Origin of the sequence: Cohnella herbarum, from assembly GCF_012849095.1 — a bacterium.
Taxonomy (GTDB): Bacteria; Bacillota; Bacilli; order Paenibacillales; family Paenibacillaceae; genus Cohnella; species Cohnella herbarum.
Window position 1 is genome coordinate 8059810 of record NZ_CP051680.1, and the last position, 21124, is coordinate 8080933.

The 21124-nt window shown below is 52.5% G+C and carries 18 protein-coding genes; 17 read left to right on the forward strand and 1 reads right to left on the reverse strand.

Annotation, left to right across the window (positions count from 1 at the left end):
- Window positions 1-15: 15 nt before the first annotated feature.
- The 7 genes from HH215_RS33865 to HH215_RS33895 all read left to right on the forward strand — a co-directional run bounded on the left by HH215_RS33865 (window position 16) and on the right by HH215_RS33895 (window position 10051).
- Entirely contained in the window at window positions 16-549 is a 534-nt protein-coding gene (locus HH215_RS33865; RefSeq protein ID WP_169283927.1) for a GNAT family N-acetyltransferase, read from the forward strand.
- 96 nt (window positions 550-645) lie between these two features.
- A complete protein-coding gene (locus HH215_RS33870) occupies window positions 646-1974 on the forward strand; it encodes an LLM class flavin-dependent oxidoreductase (RefSeq protein WP_169283928.1) in 1329 nt (442 codons plus the stop codon).
- A 210-nt stretch (window positions 1975-2184) separates the two neighbouring features.
- Complete coding sequence (locus HH215_RS33875; protein WP_169283929.1) at window positions 2185-4236, forward strand: PAS domain-containing sensor histidine kinase; 2052 nt, start codon at window positions 2185-2187, stop codon at window positions 4234-4236.
- On the forward strand, window positions 4233-5507 hold the full coding sequence (locus tag HH215_RS33880; RefSeq protein ID WP_169283930.1) for a sigma-54-dependent transcriptional regulator: 1275 nt from the start codon (window positions 4233-4235) through the stop codon (window positions 5505-5507). The genes HH215_RS33875 and HH215_RS33880 overlap by 4 nt, the downstream gene beginning before the upstream one ends.
- Window positions 5504-6430: an ABC transporter substrate-binding protein gene (locus HH215_RS33885; RefSeq protein WP_169283931.1), complete on the forward strand. Its 927-nt coding sequence runs from the start codon at window positions 5504-5506 to the stop codon at window positions 6428-6430. Before HH215_RS33880 ends, HH215_RS33885 begins: the two co-directional genes overlap by 4 nt.
- A 175-nt stretch (window positions 6431-6605) precedes the next feature.
- Entirely contained in the window at window positions 6606-8435 is a 1830-nt protein-coding gene (locus HH215_RS33890; RefSeq protein WP_169283932.1) for a sensor histidine kinase, read from the forward strand.
- A 14-nt stretch (window positions 8436-8449) separates the two neighbouring features.
- Window positions 8450-10051: a response regulator gene (locus tag HH215_RS33895; protein WP_169283933.1), complete on the forward strand. Its 1602-nt coding sequence runs from the start codon at window positions 8450-8452 to the stop codon at window positions 10049-10051.
- 24 nt (window positions 10052-10075) lie between these two features.
- On the opposite strand, the gene HH215_RS33900 is transcribed toward HH215_RS33895, so the two are convergent.
- Window positions 10076-11059 carry a substrate-binding domain-containing protein gene (locus HH215_RS33900; RefSeq protein ID WP_169283934.1) on the reverse strand — a complete coding sequence of 328 codons (984 nt, stop codon included), beginning with the start codon at window positions 11057-11059 and terminating at the stop codon, window positions 10076-10078.
- A gap of 265 nt (window positions 11060-11324) precedes the next feature.
- Between HH215_RS33900 and HH215_RS33905 the strand changes: the two genes are divergently transcribed.
- The 10 genes from HH215_RS33905 to HH215_RS33950 all read left to right on the forward strand — a co-directional run bounded on the left by HH215_RS33905 (window position 11325) and on the right by HH215_RS33950 (window position 21121).
- Entirely contained in the window at window positions 11325-12818 is a 1494-nt protein-coding gene (locus tag HH215_RS33905) for a sugar ABC transporter ATP-binding protein (RefSeq protein WP_169283935.1), read from the forward strand.
- Window positions 12819-12854: 36 nt separating this feature from the next.
- Complete coding sequence (locus HH215_RS33910; RefSeq protein ID WP_169283936.1) at window positions 12855-13793, forward strand: ABC transporter permease; 939 nt, start codon at window positions 12855-12857, stop codon at window positions 13791-13793.
- Window positions 13794-13937: 144 nt separating this feature from the next.
- Complete coding sequence (locus tag HH215_RS33915; protein WP_169283937.1) at window positions 13938-14909, forward strand: substrate-binding domain-containing protein; 972 nt, start codon at window positions 13938-13940, stop codon at window positions 14907-14909.
- Between the two features lie 16 nt (window positions 14910-14925).
- Window positions 14926-15702 (forward strand): SDR family NAD(P)-dependent oxidoreductase, encoded by a 777-nt coding sequence (locus tag HH215_RS33920; RefSeq protein ID WP_169283938.1) that lies wholly within the window; start codon window positions 14926-14928, stop codon window positions 15700-15702.
- 20 nt (window positions 15703-15722) lie between these two features.
- On the forward strand, window positions 15723-16463 hold the full coding sequence (locus HH215_RS33925) for an SDR family oxidoreductase (protein ID WP_169283939.1): 741 nt from the start codon (window positions 15723-15725) through the stop codon (window positions 16461-16463).
- 17 nt (window positions 16464-16480) lie between these two features.
- Window positions 16481-16849, forward strand: coding sequence for a sensory rhodopsin transducer (locus HH215_RS33930; RefSeq protein WP_169283940.1), 369 nt, complete (start codon window positions 16481-16483; stop codon window positions 16847-16849).
- 16 nt (window positions 16850-16865) lie between these two features.
- Window positions 16866-18071: a cupin domain-containing protein gene (locus HH215_RS33935; RefSeq protein WP_169283941.1), complete on the forward strand. Its 1206-nt coding sequence runs from the start codon at window positions 16866-16868 to the stop codon at window positions 18069-18071.
- A 643-nt stretch (window positions 18072-18714) separates the two neighbouring features.
- Entirely contained in the window at window positions 18715-19851 is a 1137-nt protein-coding gene (locus HH215_RS33940; RefSeq protein WP_169283942.1) for a mandelate racemase/muconate lactonizing enzyme family protein, read from the forward strand.
- Window positions 19848-20468 (forward strand): ABC transporter permease, encoded by a 621-nt coding sequence (locus tag HH215_RS33945; protein ID WP_169283943.1) that lies wholly within the window; start codon window positions 19848-19850, stop codon window positions 20466-20468. The genes HH215_RS33940 and HH215_RS33945 overlap by 4 nt, the downstream gene beginning before the upstream one ends.
- 14 nt (window positions 20469-20482) lie before the next feature.
- The gene (locus tag HH215_RS33950; RefSeq protein ID WP_217362265.1) at window positions 20483-21121 is read left to right on the forward strand and encodes an ABC transporter permease; all 639 of its coding nucleotides are present in this window, start codon (window positions 20483-20485) and stop codon (window positions 21119-21121) included.
- The last annotated feature ends 3 nt before the right edge of the window (window positions 21122-21124 follow it).

Here is a 21124-nt window from a genome sequence, read left to right on the forward strand (position 1 = left end):
AAAGCAGGTGAAAGTATGCCGGAAGTGAAAGTCGTCGTTCGCCATGCCGAGGAACGCGACCGAAACGCGATTAAAGACGTGCTCCAGGCCTCTTATCAGCAATATGAGCTTACGCTCTCGAAGGAACGCTGGGAGCAATACAAAGCGAACATCCTGGAATCAGTGGATTCGTCGACGACCAAAGCCAGGCTGGTTGCCGAATTGGACGGGGAAATCGTAGGCAGCGTGTTTCTGTACGAATCGGCCGAGACGGCGTACGGAGCACCGCAATTGGAAATCCATAACCCGATCCTTCGATTGTTGGGCGTCTCGCCCAAAGCGCGAGGGCTCGGGGTGGCGACGGAATTGATCCGGTCAAGCGCAAGGCTGTCGCTGGAATGGGGAGCGGAAACGATTCATCTTCATACGTCAGACGTCATGGACTCGGCGGTGCGATTATACGAACGCTTGGGTTTCGAAAGAGCCTACGATAAAGAATTCAATAACGGGGAAGTTCTCGTTAAGAGCTACCGGCTCCAATTGAAGGAATCCGAACTGCTGCAAGCTTAGTCGAGAGAGGCCGGCAAGGGGATTGGCGTAGAGAATCGCATAAGGATTGGCATAGGGGACATACCGAAACGGCAACCATTATGGGGAGGAATTAGGATGGGAAAAAGAAAACAATTGAAACTCGGAGCCATCATTCATGGCGTCGGCGGCAATGTTTCCGCGTGGAGGCATCCCGAGGTGCCCGTCGACGCCAGCGTTAATTTCAGATTTTATACGAAGCAGGCCCAGATCGCGGAAGAGGGCAAATTCGATCTTGTTTTCATCGCCGACGGATTGTATATCAACGAGAAGTCGATTCCTCATTTCCTTAACCGATTCGAGCCGTTGACGATCTTGTCGGCGCTTGCCGCGGTCACGACAAAAATCGGTCTCGTCGGTACGTTATCCAGTTCTTATAGCGAGCCTTTTACCGTCTCTAGACAATTCGGCTCGCTCGATCATATTAGCGGAGGGCGCGCGGGATGGAACGTCGTCACTTCCCCTCTCGAAGGTTCCGCTCTGAACTATGGCAAACCGGAGCATCCTTCTCACGACGAGCGATACAAAATCGCCGAAGAGTTTCTGGATGTCGCGCGCGGGTTATGGGATTCTTGGGAGGATGACGCATTCATCCGCGACAAGGAATCCGGCGTGTTTTTCGATCCCTCGAAATTGCATAGGCTGAACCATAAAGGGAAGTATTTTTCGGTACAAGGCCCGCTCAACATCGCGCGCTCCAAGCAGGGGCATCCGGTTATATTCCAAGCCGGCTCTTCCGAAAGCGGCAAAGCCTTAGCGGCCAAAGGGGCGGATGCCGTCTTTACGGGGCACGAGAATATCGAAGAGGCGAAGAGGTTCTATAAGGACGTGAAGGATCGCGCGGTTGCTAACGGCCGTTCGAGAGACGATATCGCCATCCTTCCAGGAGTCGGTCCGATCGTCGGGAAGACGGAAGAGGAAGCGGAGCGCAAATATTTGGAATTCGCTAATCTGGTTACGATCGACAAGGCGCTCGAATATTTAGGCCGTTTTTTCGAACATCATGATTTCTCACAGTACCCTCTGGACGAACCGTTCCCCGAACTGGGCGACTTAGGCTCCAACAGCTTCCGTAGCGGAACGGACAAAATCAAGCAAACCGCGAAAGAGCAAAATTTGACGCTTCGGCAAGTAGCCATACGTACGGCAACCCCTCGCAGCGAATTCATCGGCACGCCGGAGAAAATCGCGAATCTTCTCCAGCAATGGCACGAAGAAGAGGCGGCCGACGGATTTATCATCTATTCTTCAACGCCTGAAGCCTTGCGCGATTTCGTAGAGGAGGTTGTCCCGATCCTTCAGGAGCGTGGAATCTATCGCACGGAATACGAGGCGGACACGCTGCGCGGAAATTTGGGTTTGCCGATTCCCGTAAACCGCTATGCCGTCGCGGAAGTGCGCGGTTAAACGACGAAGCTAAGCGAAATAATCATTTCCCAACGTCAAAAGGGCGGTGCAGAGATTTGTCTGCGCCGCTATTTTCGTCCTATTAGATTACACAAAACGAATTTGTCACGAAAATTGCGCAAAAATTAAACAGCAGTGTTGAAAAAAGATACAGCTAACAGGCTGAAGTTGCCATTGTCGGTTATCGGGCGCGGGGTGTACAATTCATTTATGAAAATGACGCGCAAGTTCCTGTTGGTGTTCGTGTTGATTCTTATTTTACCGACCGTGGCTATCCACCAAGGCATCATTCGGTATTCGGAACGGGTCATGCAGAAGAACATCATTGAAAATAACGAAATTATGGCGGAGCTCATCGTTAATCGGGTGAACAGCGAGATGAACGACGTCGTTTCCCAGCTGCAACTCGTTGCCGGTTTATCGGATCAACACGAGTTGAACCTTCCGGCGATGTACGCGAGAGCGAAGCAGGCGATCTCGAAGAGCACGATTATCCAGTCGATTTATTTTCTGGATACGGATCGCAATATGAAGTTCGAGGCTCCTTTCCGGCCTAATTTACAAGATACTCCGTATGACTACGCGAAATTCGACCACGTCAAATGGAGTTACACGTATGTCGTATCCGGACTCGTTTCCAACGTGAGAACCGAGAAGACGGCAACGGTCGCGATTCCGGTGTTCTACGACGATCGTAAGTTTCTAGGCGTATTAGTAGCGGAACTCAGCCGCAACTTCCTATCCAACATTCTACGTAGCACGAGCGAAACCCGCGAAGGCTTCAGCTTCATTACCGACAGCGAAGGCAAAGTGATCGCGTCTACCCGCGATCAGGATTGGAACTTGGATTTCTCGGAAGAGCCGATCGTCCGATTGTTGATGAAAGGCGATTCGGGCTCGGTGCAGGAGGATTACCGGGGAACGCCAAGCGTGATGACTTATCAGACGATGCGCGAAAATTGGGGGTTGGCGCTCGGCGTTCCGGAGAAATTCGCGTTCACGTCCGTGCAAACGCTTTCGAAGGCGCTTACTTACAGTTATTTAGGGTTCTTTGCTCTTATTATCTGTCTGATTCTGGTCGGCGGCCGGCAAATTCTCGTTCCGATCTTGAAGCTGACCAAGTTCGCGCAGCGTATTCAGAGCCAGAAAGCGCCTTCGCCTCTTCCCGAACCGATGATGAAGCGCAAGGACGAGATCGGGGAGTTGATCCGGTCGCTTCAGGACATGAACGACCGCGTCGCTCGCAGCCATCGTTTTCTTCAGGATATCGTGGAAGGGATCCCGTATGCGCTGATTACATTGAACGAGGCGGGCGAAGTGACCCGCGTGAATCGGAAATGGGTCGATCTGTTCGGTCTATCGGAAGAAGAATGGGAAGCAAAAAGGTTGAAAGAGCTGCCGAAGTATGGATTCTTGACGATGGACGCGAGCTCGGGAGACAAGGAAGTGACTTGGGCGGACGAAGATGGGGTTTCCCGTATACTGAAAGTAGTGACCGCCGCTTTCTCCGAGGGGGTACTTGCCGTCGTTCAGGATATTTCGCAAATTCGCATGCTGGAGTCGCATGTCAAACAAAGCGAGCAGCTTGCTTTGATCGGGCAGATCACGACCGGAATCGCGCACGAATTAAAAAATCCCCTCGCGGTGTTATCGAGCTCGTCCGAGTTGCTAAGGGAGGAGATCGAGCTGAATCCCGACTCGGAATGGGTACCTACTCTCGTGCAAGACATCGATAGCGAGATCGCCAGAATGACTTCGATCGTTAACGAGTTTCTCACCTTGGCGAAGACGAAGAAGGAAGCAACGGTTCCCGTTCATCTGGATCAATTGCTCAATCGCGTTCTCCATTTGCTGCGGATTAAGTTTAATGAACTCGGCATTACGGTGGAACGAAACTTCGCGGAGCACGTCCCGACGATTCCCGGCAAGACGAACAAATTGATTCAGGTCTTTCTGAATTTACTCGTCAATAGCATGGAGGCTATGCCGCACGGAGGAACGATCGACATTCGAATCGGAGTATTGCCGCATGAAGTATGGGTCGAGATCGCGGACGAAGGCGAAGGGATCTCGGAGGAGCATCTGCAGTGGCTGTTTAATCCTTTCTTTTCGACCAAAGAGACGGGCAACGGTCTCGGTCTCTCGATCGCGCAGGATATTATGAAGGAACATGGCGGCAGCCTGGAAATGAACAATGCTAGAAATAAAGGGACGGCGGTCAAATGCCGGTTTTCCCTGCGTATGGAGGAGGTAAACGAATGACGACGCCCGGCGTACTGATCGTAGACGACGAGATCAAGCTTTGCCGTAATATCGCGCTTAAGCTGAAGCGGGAAGGTTATGTCACTTACGAAGCCTATGACGGCAAATCGGCGATTCGTAAAATCCAACAGCAGCCGATCCGGGTCGTGATCCTCGACTTTATGCTTACGGACATGACGGGGCTCGAGGTGCTGAAGAAAATCAAGGAGCTTTCCCCCGAGACGAAAGTATTTATGCTGACCGCTTACGGCAACGTGGAGAATGCCGTGTTGGCGATCAAATGGGGAGCTTCCGACTATTTGAATAAGCCGTTCGACTTGAAACAGTTGGCGGATATCGTAAGGGAAGCTTACCGTTCGTTCGACGAGCTATCGGGCGACGTCGTCTTTAAGAGTCCGAAGATGCAGGAAGTAAGAGGGATTCTGGACCGAATCACGATGACGGACGCCCCGGTGCTGCTCTTCGGGGAAAGCGGCGTGGGCAAGACGACGCTGGCCAAGTGGATTCACGATCGCAGCCGAAGGAAGGAGCAGCCGTTTCTCTACGTCAATTGCAGCTCCATGCCGGAAGCGATGTTGGAGCGGGAACTGTTCGGAGCCTCGGGCAAAGCGGTCGCCGCCGACGGGGGAACGCTGTTTCTGGAGGAGATCGGAAATTTGACTCCGCTTAATCAGGCCCATTTGTACCGTCTCATGGAAGAGAAAAGCATGATCTGCCCGGATACGCAGCAGCGGATAACGGTGAACGTGCGGCTCGTAACGTCGACGGGGCAACCGTTGAAGCAGCTCGTGAAGGAAAGCCGTTTTCGCGACGATCTGTATTACCTGCTGAATCTAGTGGAGTTGGAGCTTCCCCCGCTCAGGGAGCGGAAAGAGGATATTCCGCTGCTCGTCGGTCAGAAACTGGATCGACTGAATGCCAAGTACGGCAAGCCGCTCACGGTTTCCGACGAACTGATGCAACTGATGGTGGATTGGCCGTGGCAAGGGAATATTAGCGAACTGATGAATTTGATCGAACGGATGCATCTGCTGAAAGTGAACGGAGCGTTAGACGTGGAAGATCTCCCCTCGTCGTTGGTCGGTCAATACGCGAAATCGAACGATGACCTGCAGCTTCAAGGAAAGCTGTACGACGTATTGGAAGAAGTGGAAGGTCGGATGATCACGGGCGCGCTGGAAAAAACCGGAGGAAACCAGAGCAAAGCCGCCGAACTGCTCGGAATATCCCGCAATGCCTTGATCTACAAGATGAAGAGGATCGAGAGATGAGGCGGCTCCTGCTCGTGATTACCGTATTGTTTATCCTCTCCGCCTGCCAATCGGGGAAGGATTCGCGGGAGCAGGATCCGATTGCCCCGGCTTCCCGGGGGGAAGTCACGATCGGGTCCAAATCGATTACCGAACAATATTTGCTGATGAAAATGAGCGCGTTGCTTCTCAAGGACAGAGGGTATAAGGTTAACGAAATGGTGTTTCTCGACAGTCAGGCGGTCCGAACCGCCATGGAGGCGGGAGTCGCCGATATGTACTGGGAATACACGACGACGGCGAGAATTTATTATCACAAGAAGTCTTCGCTATACGACCCGGAACAAGCCTATCGCGAAGTTTCCCGCACCGATGCGGCGAAAGGGATCGTATGGCTTTCGAAGAGTCGATTCAACAGCAGCTGGACGCTTCTGATGCGTAAGGATATTTCCGAGCAACTCCACATCTACAGAATCAGCGATCTTGCCGAATATATTCGCACCGGTAACACCAAAATGAAGTTCGCCACGAACAGCGAATATTTGCAACGGGAAGACGGGCTTGAGCGGTTGAAAAAAATTTACGATTTCTCGCTATCGACCGATCAGGTCGTTGCGATCGAATCCGATTTATTGTCCCAGACGGTCAAGGATGGTCGCGTAGACGTCGCGGTAGGTATGGGCTCGGACCCGCGCATTAAGAAGAATGATCTTATTATTCTGGAGGATGACCGGAAAGTGTTCCCTCCTTACGATGCGGCTCCGGTTATTTTGGAACAAACGATGCAACGTTACCCCGACATTCGCGAGACGCTGGAAAGCTTGACGCCGTATATTACGAACGACAACATGTTGGACTTAATGTACCGGGTCGATATTTTGCAGAAGGATATCACGAAGACTTCGCGGGATTTCCTTGTGAAAAATAAGCTGTTGGCTCCTTAGCGGAGAAACGGCGAACAGAGAACAGAACAATCCCCGCTGGATTAACTAGCGGGGATTGCTTTATTTTACGAATTGTAATAATTCATATCGCGTTCCGAAGAAAGTTAAAAGGATTAAGCGGAGCGGCAACGAAATGGTTAACATTCGTCATAGCCATACAGAAGGAGCATGCCCGGTGATCCCTAAGATTGTGCACAGCCTGTTAAACCGCGCGCTTAACAAGAAGAGCATTCAATTTCAGATGTTCTTTACCTTCATGATCATTACGCTTATCCCGATCGTCATCGTCGGTTACATTACCTTTCGGGTATCCTCGGCGACGATCGCGCAGGAGGTCAAGAACAGCAACGAACAATTGATGGAGGAAATCGTCAGCAACTACGAGCTGTACTTCCACAATATCGAGATCGATGCCAATAAGTTCGCTTCGCAGATGGTGAACAACAATATCCGATTGAACGAAAAGGTATACTTCTTCGATACGTTCATCGTGGAGAACATCATGGAAATCAACGATTATTTGCACAGCACGTTCGAAGCGACGGGAAACTTTCTCAGCATTCGCGTGTTCTCGGATAACGGGCATTTCATTAGCAGCGCTTTTAACAAAGAAACCTACGAAGTGTATTCGTACAATTCCGAAGCCGATCTGATTTGGCGCAACGCCATGCTGAACAATCGGGAGGACAAGCTAATCTTCGACGTCCATCCGATCAATCGCGAAGGCTTGATGAGTCTAGTCGCATCCAAACCGGTTATTAATCCTTTCAGCGGCAAAAGAATGGGTTACATCAGCTTCGATAAGGAGCTGGAATCCTTCGCTTCCTTGTTCCAACCGTTCGAGAAGCGGGACGGCAGCACGATTCAGCTCATCTCGAAGGAAGGTAAAATTCTGTACCATACCGACCGCGCCCAGATCGGAAAGATCGCGAGTCCGGCTTGGCTCGCGAAGACGACGGCATCGCTGACTTCCACGGGGGAGGAAGACTTAGAGACGGTCGACCGAGATAATATGGTATTGACGAGCATGATGCCGAACAAGGACGCATATATGGTTAGCTCCGTTCCGCTATCGATCATCAATAGCCAAGTCGATTCCATTCGCAATATTACGATCTCGATTATGCTGCTATCGATCCTGCTTGTTTTCGGCTTGTCGTTCGTGCTGTCGCTCTACATTTCCCGGCCGATCAAGCAATTAAGCAAAGCGATGCAGCAGGTAGAACGAGGCCGATTGACGACGAACATCCCGATCAGCGAATCGAATCTCGAAACGTGGCTGCTCAGCAAAAGCTTCGAGTCCATGCTCGGCCGGATCAAACAACTGGTGAAGACGCAATACGAGATGGAGCTGCATAAGAAAGACGCCGAATTGAAGGCTCTTATGATGCAGATTAATCCTCATTTCCTGTACAACACGCTGGAGGTCATTAGCGGCATCGCGGATTACGAGCGGGTGACGCAAATCTCGGACATTACCCAATCGCTCAGTAAAATGCTGCGTTACAACATCGATTTGAAATCGGAAGAAGTTCGCATTGCGGAGGAAATCGATAACTGCAATAACTTCTTCCTGATCTTGAAGAGCCGATTCGAGGACAAGCTTCAAGTCGAGCAGGACATAGACCGGGAGGCGCTCCCGTTCAAAATATTAAAAATCACGCTTCAGCCGCTCATAGAAAACGCGGTTAAACACGGAGTCGAGAAGAAGCTGGGGCAAGCGACCGTGCGTCTCGATGTGAGGAAAGAGAAGGATGAGATCGTCATTCGGATCGTCGACAACGGCACCGGATTCGATCCGGAAGCATTAGAGGAATTCGAGCGTTTCAAGCATCAGTCGGATACGACCTTCTATGAACCTGCGGGCGGAAGGAAGGTCGGATTAAAGAACGTATATATGAGGCTCAAAATTTTATTCGGAGACCAGTTGGATTTCGCCATTCGCAGCGTTGAGGGAGAAGGGACGGCTATTACGATCCGTTTTCCCGCTATACCGGCAAAATGATGGAGGGTTCAGACATGCAACAGCATTTCGCGGTAAGGATATTGGTAGTAGAGGATGAAATCGGAGTCAGGCGCAGCTTGATCGGGAAGCTGCGCGGCGTCGAGCTCCCGATCGAAATCTCGGGAGAGGCGGAGAACGCGGAGCAGGCGCTAGAGATGATGAAGAAGGACATGCCCGACATCGTACTATTGGACATGAGAATGCCGGGAATGGGGGGGTATCGTTTTCTTCCGATCCTGAGCGAGCAATTTCCGAAAGTTAGAGTCATCATTCTAAGCGGCTACTCCGATTTCGAATACGTTCTGCAATCTCTGCGGAACGGAGCGGAAGATTACTTGCTTAAGCCCGTCATTAAGGAAGATCTGGAGAAGGCGCTTCGCAAGACGATTCAATCGATTCGTTACGAGCTTGAACAGAATAGCCGGAACATCTCTAACGGCATGCTGCTCAACCAAGCGGTTCCCTTGCTTAAACATCAATTCATGAACAGACTGTTGAAGCCGCAATCGGCTCTGCAGGCCGCGGAGAAATTAGGTCATTTGGGAATTTCCCTTGATTACCCCGGTTACTTGATGATCTTGGTGCGCGTCTTGGATTACGCGAAGACGAAATCCCGATTCTTGGAGGAGCCGGAGCTGGTTTTCTTCGTGTTCGAGAATATCGTTAGCGATACGTTGCCGAAGCCGATTCATTGTTTCCCTCATGAGCACAAGGAAGGGGAGTACGTTTGCTTGATCGGCATGCCGGAGGCGGAAAATTCGCAAAGCGAGATCGCCGACTTGAAAGTTCTCTTGGAGTGCCTGCTAGACAATATGAGGCAATTCGGTAAAATTCAAGTTCAGTTGCTCGTGACCCAAATGTTTCAATCGCTACGATCCGTCGGACTCGTATACCGGCAAGCGGTGGAACAAGCCGACATTGCGGGAGCGAAGGCGCAAGTAAATTACATGGGAGATAACGAGGATGACGACTGGGTGACGGAAGTCGCTTCGGAACTTGACTTGGATTCGCTGGTTACGGCGATCGAGGATCGGAACGTCAAGGAGCTGACGGGGCTCATTCAAGCCTTGTTCGATAGATGGAAGTCTCCGAGGCAAGCGGCGGCCGTCGCTTATTACGCGCTGGAACAAAGCTTGGATAAGCTGTTCGTGGATCCCGAGTCCATGAGGCAGAGAATGCCCGGACTTTCCCGGCTGCTTGAGCGCGTATCGGATTCGGTCGGACTTGGGAAGGAAATGCTCGTTCTTGCGGTGCAGATCGGAGAAGCCGCATCCAAACGCAATCAGGGAGAATCGAGGCAGATGATTTCCCAGGCGCTGAAGTATATCGAGCAGTATTATTTCGAGGACATTACGCTGGAATCGATATCGAAGAAATTTTTCTTGAACCGTACTTATTTCAGCGAGTTGTTCAAGAACGAGACCGGATGGACGTTCAAGAAATACGTGAATCACATTCGCACGGAGAAGGCGAAAAAACTGTTGGTCGATCATGAACTACGCCCATCCGTCGTCGCCGAGCTGGTCGGCATCAAGGACCCCGTTTATTTTACGGTGCTGTTCAAGAAGATGACGGGCCTGCCGCCGGGGGAATACCAGAAGACGAAAGGCGGCTGACCGGAAAGTAAGCCCAAAGCCGGATTAGCGGATGGCGCTGAAGTAATCGACGTTTTCTTGGGTCACTAGCCGGTAGGGGATAAAATAGCTTTTCGCCACTTGGCCGTTCTGCGCGATGTTAATCGCCAGGTTAACGGCCATTTTGGCTTGCCCGAGAGCGTCTTGGAACACGGTTGCCGTCAGCTCTCCGTCTTTGACCGCCTGCAAGGCGTCGGGTATCGCATCCACGCCGATGACAGGTATCCGGATTCCGGCCTCCTTCAAGTAATCCAGCGCGCCGAGCGCCATTCCGTCGTTATGGGAAACGACGGCGTCGATCTTGGAACCGTATTGTTCGTGCCACTTTTTCATGAGTTCATAAGCGTCGTTCCTTGACCATTTAGCCGTTTCGTCTTCGAGTACGCGGATATTCGGGTATTTATCGAGGACGTTCAGAATCCCCCTGGCCCGCTGGATTTGGGACGATTGCTCCGGCAAGCCCCTTAGAATGACGATGTTTCCTTCCCCGCCCAAGCTCTCCGCAATGAATTGCATTTGAATTTCCCCGGCTTGAATATCGTTGGATCCTACGTAGGTCGTAAGAAGATCGGTATCCGGAATCGTGTTGATTCCGACGACGGGGATACCTGCGTCCACGGCCATCTTAACCGCGACGTCGGACTTCGCGGCGTTAACCGGATTCAGGATGATGACGTCGACGTCCTTGGCGATCATATCTTTGACGTCCGCAAGCTGCTGCTCCGCGTTCGCTTGACCCTCGTAAGAGAACAATACGATATTTTCCCGCGAAGCGACTTCCGCCTCTAATTTGTCTTTAATCATATCCGTAAACTCGAAGCTGCCGAGTACCGTAAAGCCTAGCCTGATCGGACGAGTCGTCGCTTGCTCCGCGGGAACGCTCGCTACGGGCGTCGGACCGGCTGTGGATGCATCGTTCCTTGTTCCGCCGAAGCAAGCGGGAAGCAGCAATAAGCTCATGATCGTCCATACAATAGATGCCTTCCGCATGTTCCTCGCACCTCCGCGATAGTTGCCGTACTTGAATAGGGTATCACATTTTCACGGGCGCGCCAGTATCTAACCTTGAATCCCGACAAAAACGAAAGCAACGTCCAAAAAGATAAATAGAGTTAGCCGAACGGAAAACGCATCAGACAAAAATAGAACGACAATCGGAAGAAATCGAAATGTAATCGGGAGGCGCCGGATATAAGATTCGTTTAGGCAAGCAAGCGGGCTATGCCGAATCCGTTCCAGACAGGGTGATGCGAACATGGGTGCCGACTTGAACGTGTTGGAGATGAACAATATCTCGAAAACTTTTCCGGGCGTTCATGCATTGAAAAACGTAAACCTCGCGGTTAAAAAAGGAACCGTTCACGCTCTGATGGGGGAGAACGGCGCCGGGAAGTCCACGTTGATGAAAATATTGATCGGAATGTACACGCAATACGACGGCGAGATCATTTTCAAAGGGGAACGGCTGGCGCATTCCAATATCAAAAGCGCGATCGACGCGGGCATCTCGATGATTCATCAAGAATTGTCCTACGTGCCTAACATGACCGTATCCGAGAACTTGTTCCTCGGCAACGAACCTAAAAACAGGTGGGGAGTCGTCGACCGGAAGAAGCTTCGCGAAGACACGCAAAGTTATTTGAATCTGATCGGGGTTAAGCTCGATCCCGGTACGCTCATGAAGGATTTGAGCGTCTCCGAGAGGCAGATGGTCGAAATCGCCAAAGCGATCTCTTATAAGTCGGACGTCATCATTATGGATGAGCCGACTTCGGCGATCTCCGACCGGGAGGTCGAACGCCTCTTCAAGATTATCGAAGGGCTGAAGATGAGGGGCGTCGCGATTATTTACATCTCCCATAAGATGGACGAGATCTTCCGCATCGCCGACGAATTTACGGTTTTGCGGGACGGGACATTCGTAGGCACGCAACCGATCGAAGGCGCGAATATCGACCAGATGATCGCGATGATGGTCGGGCGGCGATTGACCGACTTGTTCCCTCGGCGAACGCCGGAGTACGGTGCGGCCGTCCTCGCCGTTCGGAATCTGACGAAACGGGGCGTATTCGAGAATATTTCCTTCGAGGTCCGCAAAGGGGAAATTCTCGGTATCGCAGGCTTGATGGGCTCGGGTCGAACGGAGGTCGTCAACTGCATCTACGGTTTGGACCGAAGCGACAGCGGCGAGATTCGGATTCGCGATTCCGCCGCTACGATCCGTAACCCGAAGGACGGCATGCGGCAAGGGATCGGGCTTGTCAGCGAGGATCGCAAGACGCTCGGGCTAGTGCTGCAGTTATCGGTGAAGGAGAACATCATGCTTCCCAATTTTCGGCTGTGCACGCGTTATCAGATTGTCTCGGACGCGAAAGAGAAGACGATCGCCGACGGCATCATTAAGGATCTTGCGATCAAGACGCCGACGCGCGATCAGAAAGCGGGCAATCTGAGCGGTGGCAACCAACAGAAGATCGTTATCGGCAAAGTGCTGCTGGGCAATCCCGAGCTGTTGATTCTCGACGAACCGACGAGAGGTATCGACATCGGCGCGAAATCGGAAATTTATAAGCTGATCTCGCAGCTTGCGGAGCAAGGGAAAGCGATTATCGTCGTCTCTTCCGAGCTTCCGGAGATTATGGGCTTGAGCGACAGAATCGTCGTTCTGCACGAAGGGAAAATCACGGGCGAACTCACGCGGGAAGAGGCAAGCGAAGAAAAAATCATGGCGCACGCCTTCGGCAAGTAAACGCGTCCGAGAAGCAAAAGTAAGGGAGTCGTTCATATGGGCCAAACGATTAAAGCAACTTTCACAGGCGATCTGTTAAGAAAATACGGGTTATTGCTCGCATTGGTGCTCTTATGTGCCGTATTCGCCTCCATGTCTCCAGTGTTCATGACCGAACGTAATCTGCTCAACGTGCTTAACCAAGTTTCCATTAATGCCATTCTAGCCATCGGCGTAACCTTCGTCATTCTCATCGGGGGCATCGATCTCGGTCTCGGCTCCTACGTCGCGTTAACCGGATGTTTAGCCGCCTTATTCGCCAGTTCGGGGGACGGCTTGTTCATCCCGATCCTGCTCGGTATTCTGGGTGGGCTGCTTATCGGGTTCGTGAACGGAATTATGGTAACCAAAGGAAAACTCGCCCCGTTCATCGTCACCTTGGGCATGATGACGATCGCGAGAGGAGGCGCGCTCGTCGTCAGCGACGGCCGGCCGATTTCCAATCTTTCTCCGTCTTTTAACGCAATCGGCGGCACATTCCTAGGCATTCAGATCCCGGTTCTTATCGTATTGGTTATTTTCCTCATTTCCTTGTTCGTCTTGAACAAGACGGTGTTCGGCCGATACGTGTACGCGGTTGGCGGCAACGAAGAAGCGGCCAGGGCGTCGGGCATCAGCGTTCATCGAATCAAGCTATACGTGTACATTCTGTGCGGGGCATTGGCAGGCGTTGCCGGCATTATCCAAACGGCTCGCATCGAGACCGGCCAGCCGAACATCGGCGTCGGTTACGAGCTTGACGCGATCGCGGCGGTCGTTATCGGCGGAACGAGCTTGTCGGGCGGTTCGGGAAGAATCACGGGCACGATCATCGGCGCGCTCATTATAGGGGTCATTAACAACGGCTTGGATTTGCTCAACGTTCCTTCCTATTACCAACAGATCATCAAAGGTTTGATTATCGTCGGAGCGTTGCTGATCGACCGGAAATCTTGAGGAATCGGCGCTTGATTAAGCTTGGGAGGTGTTGACGGGAGTTTGCCGGTCCATTGGCCGGAGTAAGGCATCCAGAGTCGTCGCTTCAGACTCGGAGTCTCATCGTTTCAACCTAAATCAAACCACTTATCGGAGGTCATGAAAATGAAAAAGAGTTTAAGTTTGATGTTGGTATTATTGCTGGCATTCATGCTGGCGGCTTGCGGCAACGATAAAGACAATTCTGGCGGTAACGCGTCCGGCTCCCCTGCTGACGAAGGCGGCAACGGCAAAAAAATCGTCATCGGCGTCAGTATTCTGAACTTGGCGAACGAATTTACGGCAACGCTGGCTAAAGGAATCGAAGAGAAGGGAAAGGAATTGGGCGTCAAGATTATCATCAATGACGGACAGAAAGATCCGAACAAACAAATTCAGCAAGTGGAAACTTTTATCGCGCAGAAGGTAGATGCCATTATTTTTAACCCGATCGAAGCCGAAGCTTCGTCTCCGGCGGTGGATAAGGCGAAAGAGGCGGGCATTCCGATCATTAACGTCAACTCGGTAACGAAATCCGCGCCGGACGCGTTCGTCGGATCCAGAGACCAAGAGTCCGCGAAAATGGCGATCGATTATCTCGCCGAGAGACTCGGTTCCAAAGGCAATATCGTGATGATGCACGGCCATCTAGGCCAATCGGCGGAAATCGATCGGACGGAAGGCGCGGTTGAATCTCTGAAAACGTACCCCGACATGAAGCTGATCGCGGAGCAGACCGCCGAGTGGAACCGCGATAAGGCGCTGACTTTGATGCAGAACTGGCTTCAAGCGCACGACGGTCAAATTCAAGGCGTATTCGCTCAGAACGACGAGATGGGCATGGGCGCGTTGAAGGCGCTGGAAGACGCGGGCGTTAAGAAAGACATCGTTCTCGTCAGCGTGGACGCGATCGCGGATGCCCTGCAAGCGGTGAAAGACGGACGACTGGACGCGACGGTATTCCAGAACGCGGCGGCGCAAGGCGGCGGAGCGCTGGAGACGGCTCTGAAAATCATCAACAAAGAAACGTTCGAGAAAGAAGTGTTCGTACCGTTCGAGCTCGTGACCAAAGACAACGTAGATCAATACTTGAAGTAAGGAAGGATTACGGCGCATGAGAATCAACGACAAGTTCCGTCTAGACGGCCGGGTATCTCTCGTAACCGGCGGCGGCGCCGGATTAGGCAAAGCGATGGCGCAGGGGTTAGCCCAAGCGGGATCCCGCCTTGTCATCGCCGACATCGATTCGGACGCAGCTCGCCGAACCGCGGAGGAATTCACGAGGGAAGGCGTCGAGGCGATTGCCGTCCAAGCGGATGTGACCGATCAGGGTCACGTCCGTCGGATGGTCGCGAAGGCGATGGACCGCTTCGGGCGTATCGATGTTCTATTCAATAACGCGGGTATCAGCATCCACGTTCCCTTAGAAGAGATGCGCTACGAGGATTGGCAGAAAATCATGAACGTTAACCTGAACAGCGTGTTCCTTGTCTCGCAAGAGGTCGGCAAGGTCATGATCGCCCAGAATAGCGGCGTTATCGTCAATATCTCGTCCATGTCGGGGCTCGTGTCCAACGTTCCCCAATATCAAGCGGCATACAACACGTCCAAAGCCGCCGTCATCATGCTGACGAAGAGCATGGCGTCGGAATGGGCGAAATACAACATCAGAGTGAATACGATCGCGCCGGGTTATATGAGGACGGAAATGACCGCTCCCTATTTCGAAGAGAACGGCCCCATGGTGCAAGAGTGGATGAAGCTGACCCCGATGCATCGGCCTGGAACCCCCGACGAACTGCAGGGCATCGCCGTATTTCTGGCGTCCGATGCTTCGACTTATGCGACCGGAGGCGTGTTCGTCATCGATGGCGGCTATACCATTTTGTAAACTCGGGAGGAAACGACAACATGAGAGACACGTTAAGGAATAAAACCGCGATCGTCACCGGCGCGAGCCGGGGGCTCGGACGGGTAGTGTGCACCCACTTCGCGAGCTTGGGCATGAAAGTGGCCGCAATCGCCCGCAATGAAGACGAGCTCAAGAACTTGCGGGAAGAAATCAGCGGGATGGGCACGGAATGCATGACGTTTGCTTTGAACATCACCGATTATGACGGGATCGCCAAAGCGGTGGAAGAGGTTCAGCGGGCATGGGGGTCTATCGACGTTCTCGTCAACAACGCGGGAGCGGGAGTAGATACTTCGTTCGAGGAGATTACGAAAGAGGACATCGATATGACGATCGACGTTAATCTCAAAGGCGTCATCTATGCCTCCAAACACGTCGCTCCTTATATGATCAAGCAGCAACAAGGCCATATTATCAACATTTCGTCCATTGCCGGTACGCGCGGGCTCAACACGAAAAATAACAACAACGGCATCTACACCGCGACGAAATTCGGCGTGAACGGCTTCGGCGACGCCATCTCCAAATATTTAATGAAGGATAACATTCATGTCGTGACTTTATGCCCCGGCGGCATCGATACAAGCTGGTGGGATCGCTGGACTTGGCTGCACGAGAAGGACGCGCTCATCAAGCCGCATGATATCGCCTCGTTGATCGAGTTCATCCTGAAAGCTCCGAACAACATTTTGTACAAACAAATTTTATTCCATCCGACCGTCGAGGTCGATTCTTGGTAAGCGAGGAGATAGGGCGTATGAGCAAACAAATCGGCGCGACGGCGTGGATCATTCCCGACGGGTTTACCCCCGTGCGGAGCTCGGGCTTGCTGGAAAGCCACGAAGCGATCTGCATCGTCAATTGCACGGCGAACAGAGCAACGGTGAACGTGACGGTATATTTCGAAGACGAGAATCCGATCGAAAATATAGAGTTCGTAGTCGAGGGCCAGCGAACGAAACATGTCCGCACGGATACGCTGGAGAAGCAAGGCTCGAAGATCCCGAAAGGCGTTCCTTATGCGATGAAAGTAGAAAGCGACATTCCTATCGTCGTTCAGTATAGCCGTATGGATGCGACGCAAGCGGAGAACACGCTAATGACGACGATGGCTTATCCGGTCTAAGAGAGGTGCGATTACGATGAGTTCGAATTCATTGATAGAGAAGCTGCTGGAAGAAGGCAAAGGCGTACTGAGACTGGCTCCGGCATGGGTTCCAAGATCGTTCTGCCGCCCCGGCAAACGGATCAAGCTGCATCCGCAAGATTATTTCGTGCTAGGATTGGCTCGCGGAGGGATTGACGAGCGTTGGTTCTCGTCGACGACTCACGCGGAGAACGGACCGGGGACGCCGGAGGACGAGGGAATGAGCTATGTCGTTTCCGCGGATGGTTTAGAGCGAGTGTTGCTGAAGGACGTCGTGAACGAGTTGAAGGGCGCGGCGATCGGAGACGATATTTGGAGCAAATACAAAGGCTGGCCGATCTACTCGAAGCTGTTCGACAACTTGAATCCGTTGCCGCATCACGTGCATCACGACGACGAAGCGGCGGCGCGCGTCGGGCAGAAGGGCAAGCACGAGATGTACTTCTACCCGTCGCAGTTGAACAACCATGGCGGAGAATTCCCGTATACGTTTTTCGGATTTAATCCGGGCGTCACCAAGGAACAAGTGAAGGAAACGCTAATGAACTTCACTAAGGGCGACAATCAGATCACGAATCTATCGCGCGCTTACAAGCTGACTTTGGATACCGGATTCGACGTTCCTCCCGGCATCCTTCACGCGCCCGGCAGCTTGTGCACGTACGAACCGCAATTCGCTTCGGACGTGTACGCGATGTATCAGTCGGTGTTGCACGGCGAGCATGCGGTGCCCGAATCGTTGCTATGGAAAGATACTCCGCCGGAAGAAGTCGGCAACTACGATTACTTGATGGATATTCTCGATTGGGAGACGAATACGGATCCGGATTTCTATCAACGGTTCTTCATGTCTCCGAAGCCCGTCCGTCCGATCGAAGAAATGGAAGCGGAAGGTTACGTGGAGGAGTGGATCTGCTACAAGAGCAAGCTCGTCTCCGCGAAACGCCTGACGGTGCTGCCGGGAGCGACAGTGACGATACGGGACGGCGCCGCTTACGGTTTGTACATGTTGCAAGGCCACGGCAAGCTTGGAGTCTGGGACATCGAGACGCCCGCGTTGATCCGATACGGAGAGCTTACCCACGACGAGTATTTCGTGACGGCGCCCGCCGCCAAATCAGGCATCACGATCACGAACGCGTCCAAGACCGATCCGATCGTGCTTTTGAAGCATTTCTCCGAAAATCCGGATTTAATTTAAATTTGTTTTTCTGTAATCCGCCAATTCCCTTTGGCGGATTTTTTCCATTTACAACTATGCAGACCAATTCACTACCCATTTCACGACAAAGTATGACTTGCAACCGTTGGAGGCGGAATGATTTCGAATATTCCTCCCCATTCCCACGTTCCCGCCAGAATTAGTCGATTATTTCGAGTAATTCCTCCTAAGTCTCAGGTTCCCGCCAGAATTAGTCGATTACTTCGAGTAATTCCATCCCATTAAAGTTAGTCGATTATTTCGAGTAATTCCTCCTAAGTCTCAGGTTCCCGCCAGAATTAGTCGATTATTTCGAGTAATTCCTCCCCATTCCCACGTTCCCGCCAGAATTAGTCGATTATTTCGAGCAATTCCTCCTAAGTCCCACGTTCCCGCCAGAGCTAGTCGATTATCTCGAGTAATTCATTTACGTATCCTCCTGTGCACTCACCGAGTGCGTTGCACGGTAATAGGCCAGTCGAATTTAACAACTTCATATACAGATGTATGCGCTTTCGTAAAGAGGGTGGAATGCACAATTTTTTTACACCTTTTTGCCTAATCTTTGCGCAATGGACCGTCTGTGCAGGGCGCTTGCGGCACCCCATAATGAGAATCGTAAAGCTCACAGCGAGGTGAAGAGATGAAAATCAGCGCAATCGAAATCAAGCATTATTTACTGCCGTTGGATCCTCCTTTCAAAGCGGCGTGGGATCCGAATCCGCGCAAGAAGTTCGCCTCTACCGTCGTGCAAGTCCACACGGACGAAGGGATTACGGGCATCGGCTCCGGCGACCTGATGACGGGATTCGAAGGCCACGAGCATCTGTTCATCGGCCAAGACCCGTTCGACATCGAGCGGCATTCGCAGATCATCGACAACATCGATTTTCATTACGGAAGATGCTGGCCGCTTGATCTGGCCTTGTGGGACCTGATGGGCAAAGCGACGGGACAGCCGGCGTATAAGCTGCTCGGGGCACGCAACGATAAGATTCTTGCATACGCTTCCACGGGGGAGATGGTCACTCCGGAGGTTCGAGCCGATAGAGCTAAGCTGCTGCTGGAGCAAGGCTTCAAGGCGATGAAGATCCGCTTCCATCACAAGGACGTAAGGGACGACATTAAGGTCGTCGAAGCCGTCCGCAAGGCCGTCGGCGACAAGCTGGAGATCATGGTTGACGCGAACCAAGGCTGGAAGATGCCATGGGATACGGAACCGACGTGGGATTTGAAAAAAGCGTACCAGGTCGCGAAGGAATTGGAACGGTTAGGCGTGTTCTGGCTCGAAGAGCCGCTCCAAAGCCACGATTTCCGCGGGCTGGCGAAGTTAAGGGAAATGGTCGGCGGCATTCGAATCGCAGGAGGGGAAATGAACCGCAGGATGCACGATTTCCGGGAAATGAATTTCCTCGGATCGCTCGACGTGTACCAGCCCGACGTCGCCCTGACCGGCGGAATTACGCAGGTAAGGAAAATCGCCGACATGGTGCAGGCGAGCGGCGCATGGTTCAGCCCGCATACGTGGACGAACGGAATCGGCGTCATGGCCAATCTTCACCTGGCCGCGGCGATCAGCCACTGTCCGTATTTAGAGCTTCCGTACGATCCGCCGTCTTGGACTCCGGAGCGCAGGGACTTCATTCAGCAAAACAAACTGAATATCGATTCCGACGGATATCTGCATTTGCCTCAGTCGCCCGGACTGGGCGTCGAGCTGGATTTGGAAGCCGTCGAGCGCTACGCCTACGACAAGGTGTACGTGGGTGAGTCGACATGAGTTACCTGTTCGACAATCCCGACAAGGTGATGCCGTTCTTCTGGGAGCATTTGTCGTTGACGTTCACCTCCTTGCTGATCGCGCTCTGCATCGCGTTGCCGCTAGGCTTCCTGGCCGCCAAGATCAAGAAGGTGCAGGCGCCCGTGACGAGCGTGCTCGGCATCATCTACACGATTCCGAGCATGGCGCTCTACGCGGCGCTCATTCCATACACGGGGCTGGGGGTTACGACGGCAACGATCGGATTGGTCGCTTACGCCCAAATGATTCTCGTCCGCAACGTCATCGCCGCCCTTCAAGGCATCGACCCGATGATGATCGAAGCGGCCAAGGGGATGGGCATGAGCAAGCGGCAAATTATTCTCAAGATCGAGATTCCGCTGGCCATCCCGGTCGTCATCGCCGGAATCCGCGTCGCTACCGTCTCCATTATTTCCATCGGAACGGTAGCGGCATGGATCGGAGCCGGCGGTTTAGGCAGATTGATCTTCCAAGGTTTGAATCACGATCACACCGGGAAAATCATTGCCGGAACAATCACCATAGCGATCCTTGCGATCGGGGCCGATTTGTTGTTCCGGGTCATTGAAAGATTCCTCAGTCCGAGAACGAACTAACGGAGGTGTGAACCGTGAAAGTCATTGATCAAATCCGCGAATATTTCGAGGGGAACACTCCGGTATTCCTCGCGAACATGAAAACGCACGTATGGCTAAGCTCCTTCTCGATGATCGCGGCGATGCTGATCTGCATTCCTCTCGGGATCTGGATATCGAGAAGGCTCAAGCTCGCGAATTACATCATTAACGCGATCAATATTTTCCGGGTCATCCCAAGTCTGGCCATTCTCGCGCTCGCCATGCCGTTGCTCGGAGTTGGGTTCGCTCCGGCAGCCGTAGCGTTAACCGTATTGGCCGGTCCGCCGATCCTCATCAACACGTACGTCGCGTTCCGGGATATTAATCCCGCGGTCAAGGAAGCGGCGAGAGGCATGGGCATGACGCCGTTGCAGACGATTTGGAAGATCGAGCTTCCGCTCGCTTTACCGGTCATGCTGGCGGGCATTCGGACCGCTTCGGTCGAGATTATCGCAAGCGCTACGCTGGCCGTCCTGATCGGAGGCGGGGGACTCGGGAGCTATATCATCAACGGAGTTAGCATGATGTCTAAAAGCTATCTGCTTATCGGTGCCGTGCCCGTTGCCTTGCTCGCCATCCTGAGCGAGATCGTATTCAGCTTCTTGCAAAGAAAAACAAACTATTCGCACTAGGAA

Bases quoted from the DNA above. Each gene is read 5' to 3' on its own strand.
- HH215_RS33865 (WP_169283927.1), top strand. From the start codon at position 16: ATGCCGGAAGTGAAAGTCGTCGTTCGCCATGCCGAGGAACGCGACCGA.
- HH215_RS33870 (WP_169283928.1), top strand. From the start codon at position 646: ATGGGAAAAAGAAAACAATTGAAACTCGGAGCCATCATTCATGGCGTC.
- HH215_RS33875 (WP_169283929.1), top strand. From the start codon at position 2,185: ATGAAAATGACGCGCAAGTTCCTGTTGGTGTTCGTGTTGATTCTTATT.
- HH215_RS33880 (WP_169283930.1), top strand. From the start codon at position 4,233: ATGACGACGCCCGGCGTACTGATCGTAGACGACGAGATCAAGCTTTGC.
- HH215_RS33885 (WP_169283931.1), top strand. From the start codon at position 5,504: ATGAGGCGGCTCCTGCTCGTGATTACCGTATTGTTTATCCTCTCCGCC.
- HH215_RS33895 (WP_169283933.1), top strand. From the start codon at position 8,450: ATGCAACAGCATTTCGCGGTAAGGATATTGGTAGTAGAGGATGAAATC.
- HH215_RS33900 (WP_169283934.1), bottom strand. From the start codon at position 11,059: ATGCGGAAGGCATCTATTGTATGGACGATCATGAGCTTATTGCTGCTT.
- HH215_RS33905 (WP_169283935.1), top strand. From the start codon at position 11,325: ATGGGTGCCGACTTGAACGTGTTGGAGATGAACAATATCTCGAAAACT.
- HH215_RS33910 (WP_169283936.1), top strand. From the start codon at position 12,855: ATGGGCCAAACGATTAAAGCAACTTTCACAGGCGATCTGTTAAGAAAA.
- HH215_RS33915 (WP_169283937.1), top strand. From the start codon at position 13,938: ATGAAAAAGAGTTTAAGTTTGATGTTGGTATTATTGCTGGCATTCATG.
- HH215_RS33920 (WP_169283938.1), top strand. From the start codon at position 14,926: ATGAGAATCAACGACAAGTTCCGTCTAGACGGCCGGGTATCTCTCGTA.
- HH215_RS33925 (WP_169283939.1), top strand. From the start codon at position 15,723: ATGAGAGACACGTTAAGGAATAAAACCGCGATCGTCACCGGCGCGAGC.
- HH215_RS33930 (WP_169283940.1), top strand. From the start codon at position 16,481: ATGAGCAAACAAATCGGCGCGACGGCGTGGATCATTCCCGACGGGTTT.
- HH215_RS33935 (WP_169283941.1), top strand. From the start codon at position 16,866: ATGAGTTCGAATTCATTGATAGAGAAGCTGCTGGAAGAAGGCAAAGGC.
- HH215_RS33940 (WP_169283942.1), top strand. From the start codon at position 18,715: ATGAAAATCAGCGCAATCGAAATCAAGCATTATTTACTGCCGTTGGAT.
- HH215_RS33945 (WP_169283943.1), top strand. From the start codon at position 19,848: ATGAGTTACCTGTTCGACAATCCCGACAAGGTGATGCCGTTCTTCTGG.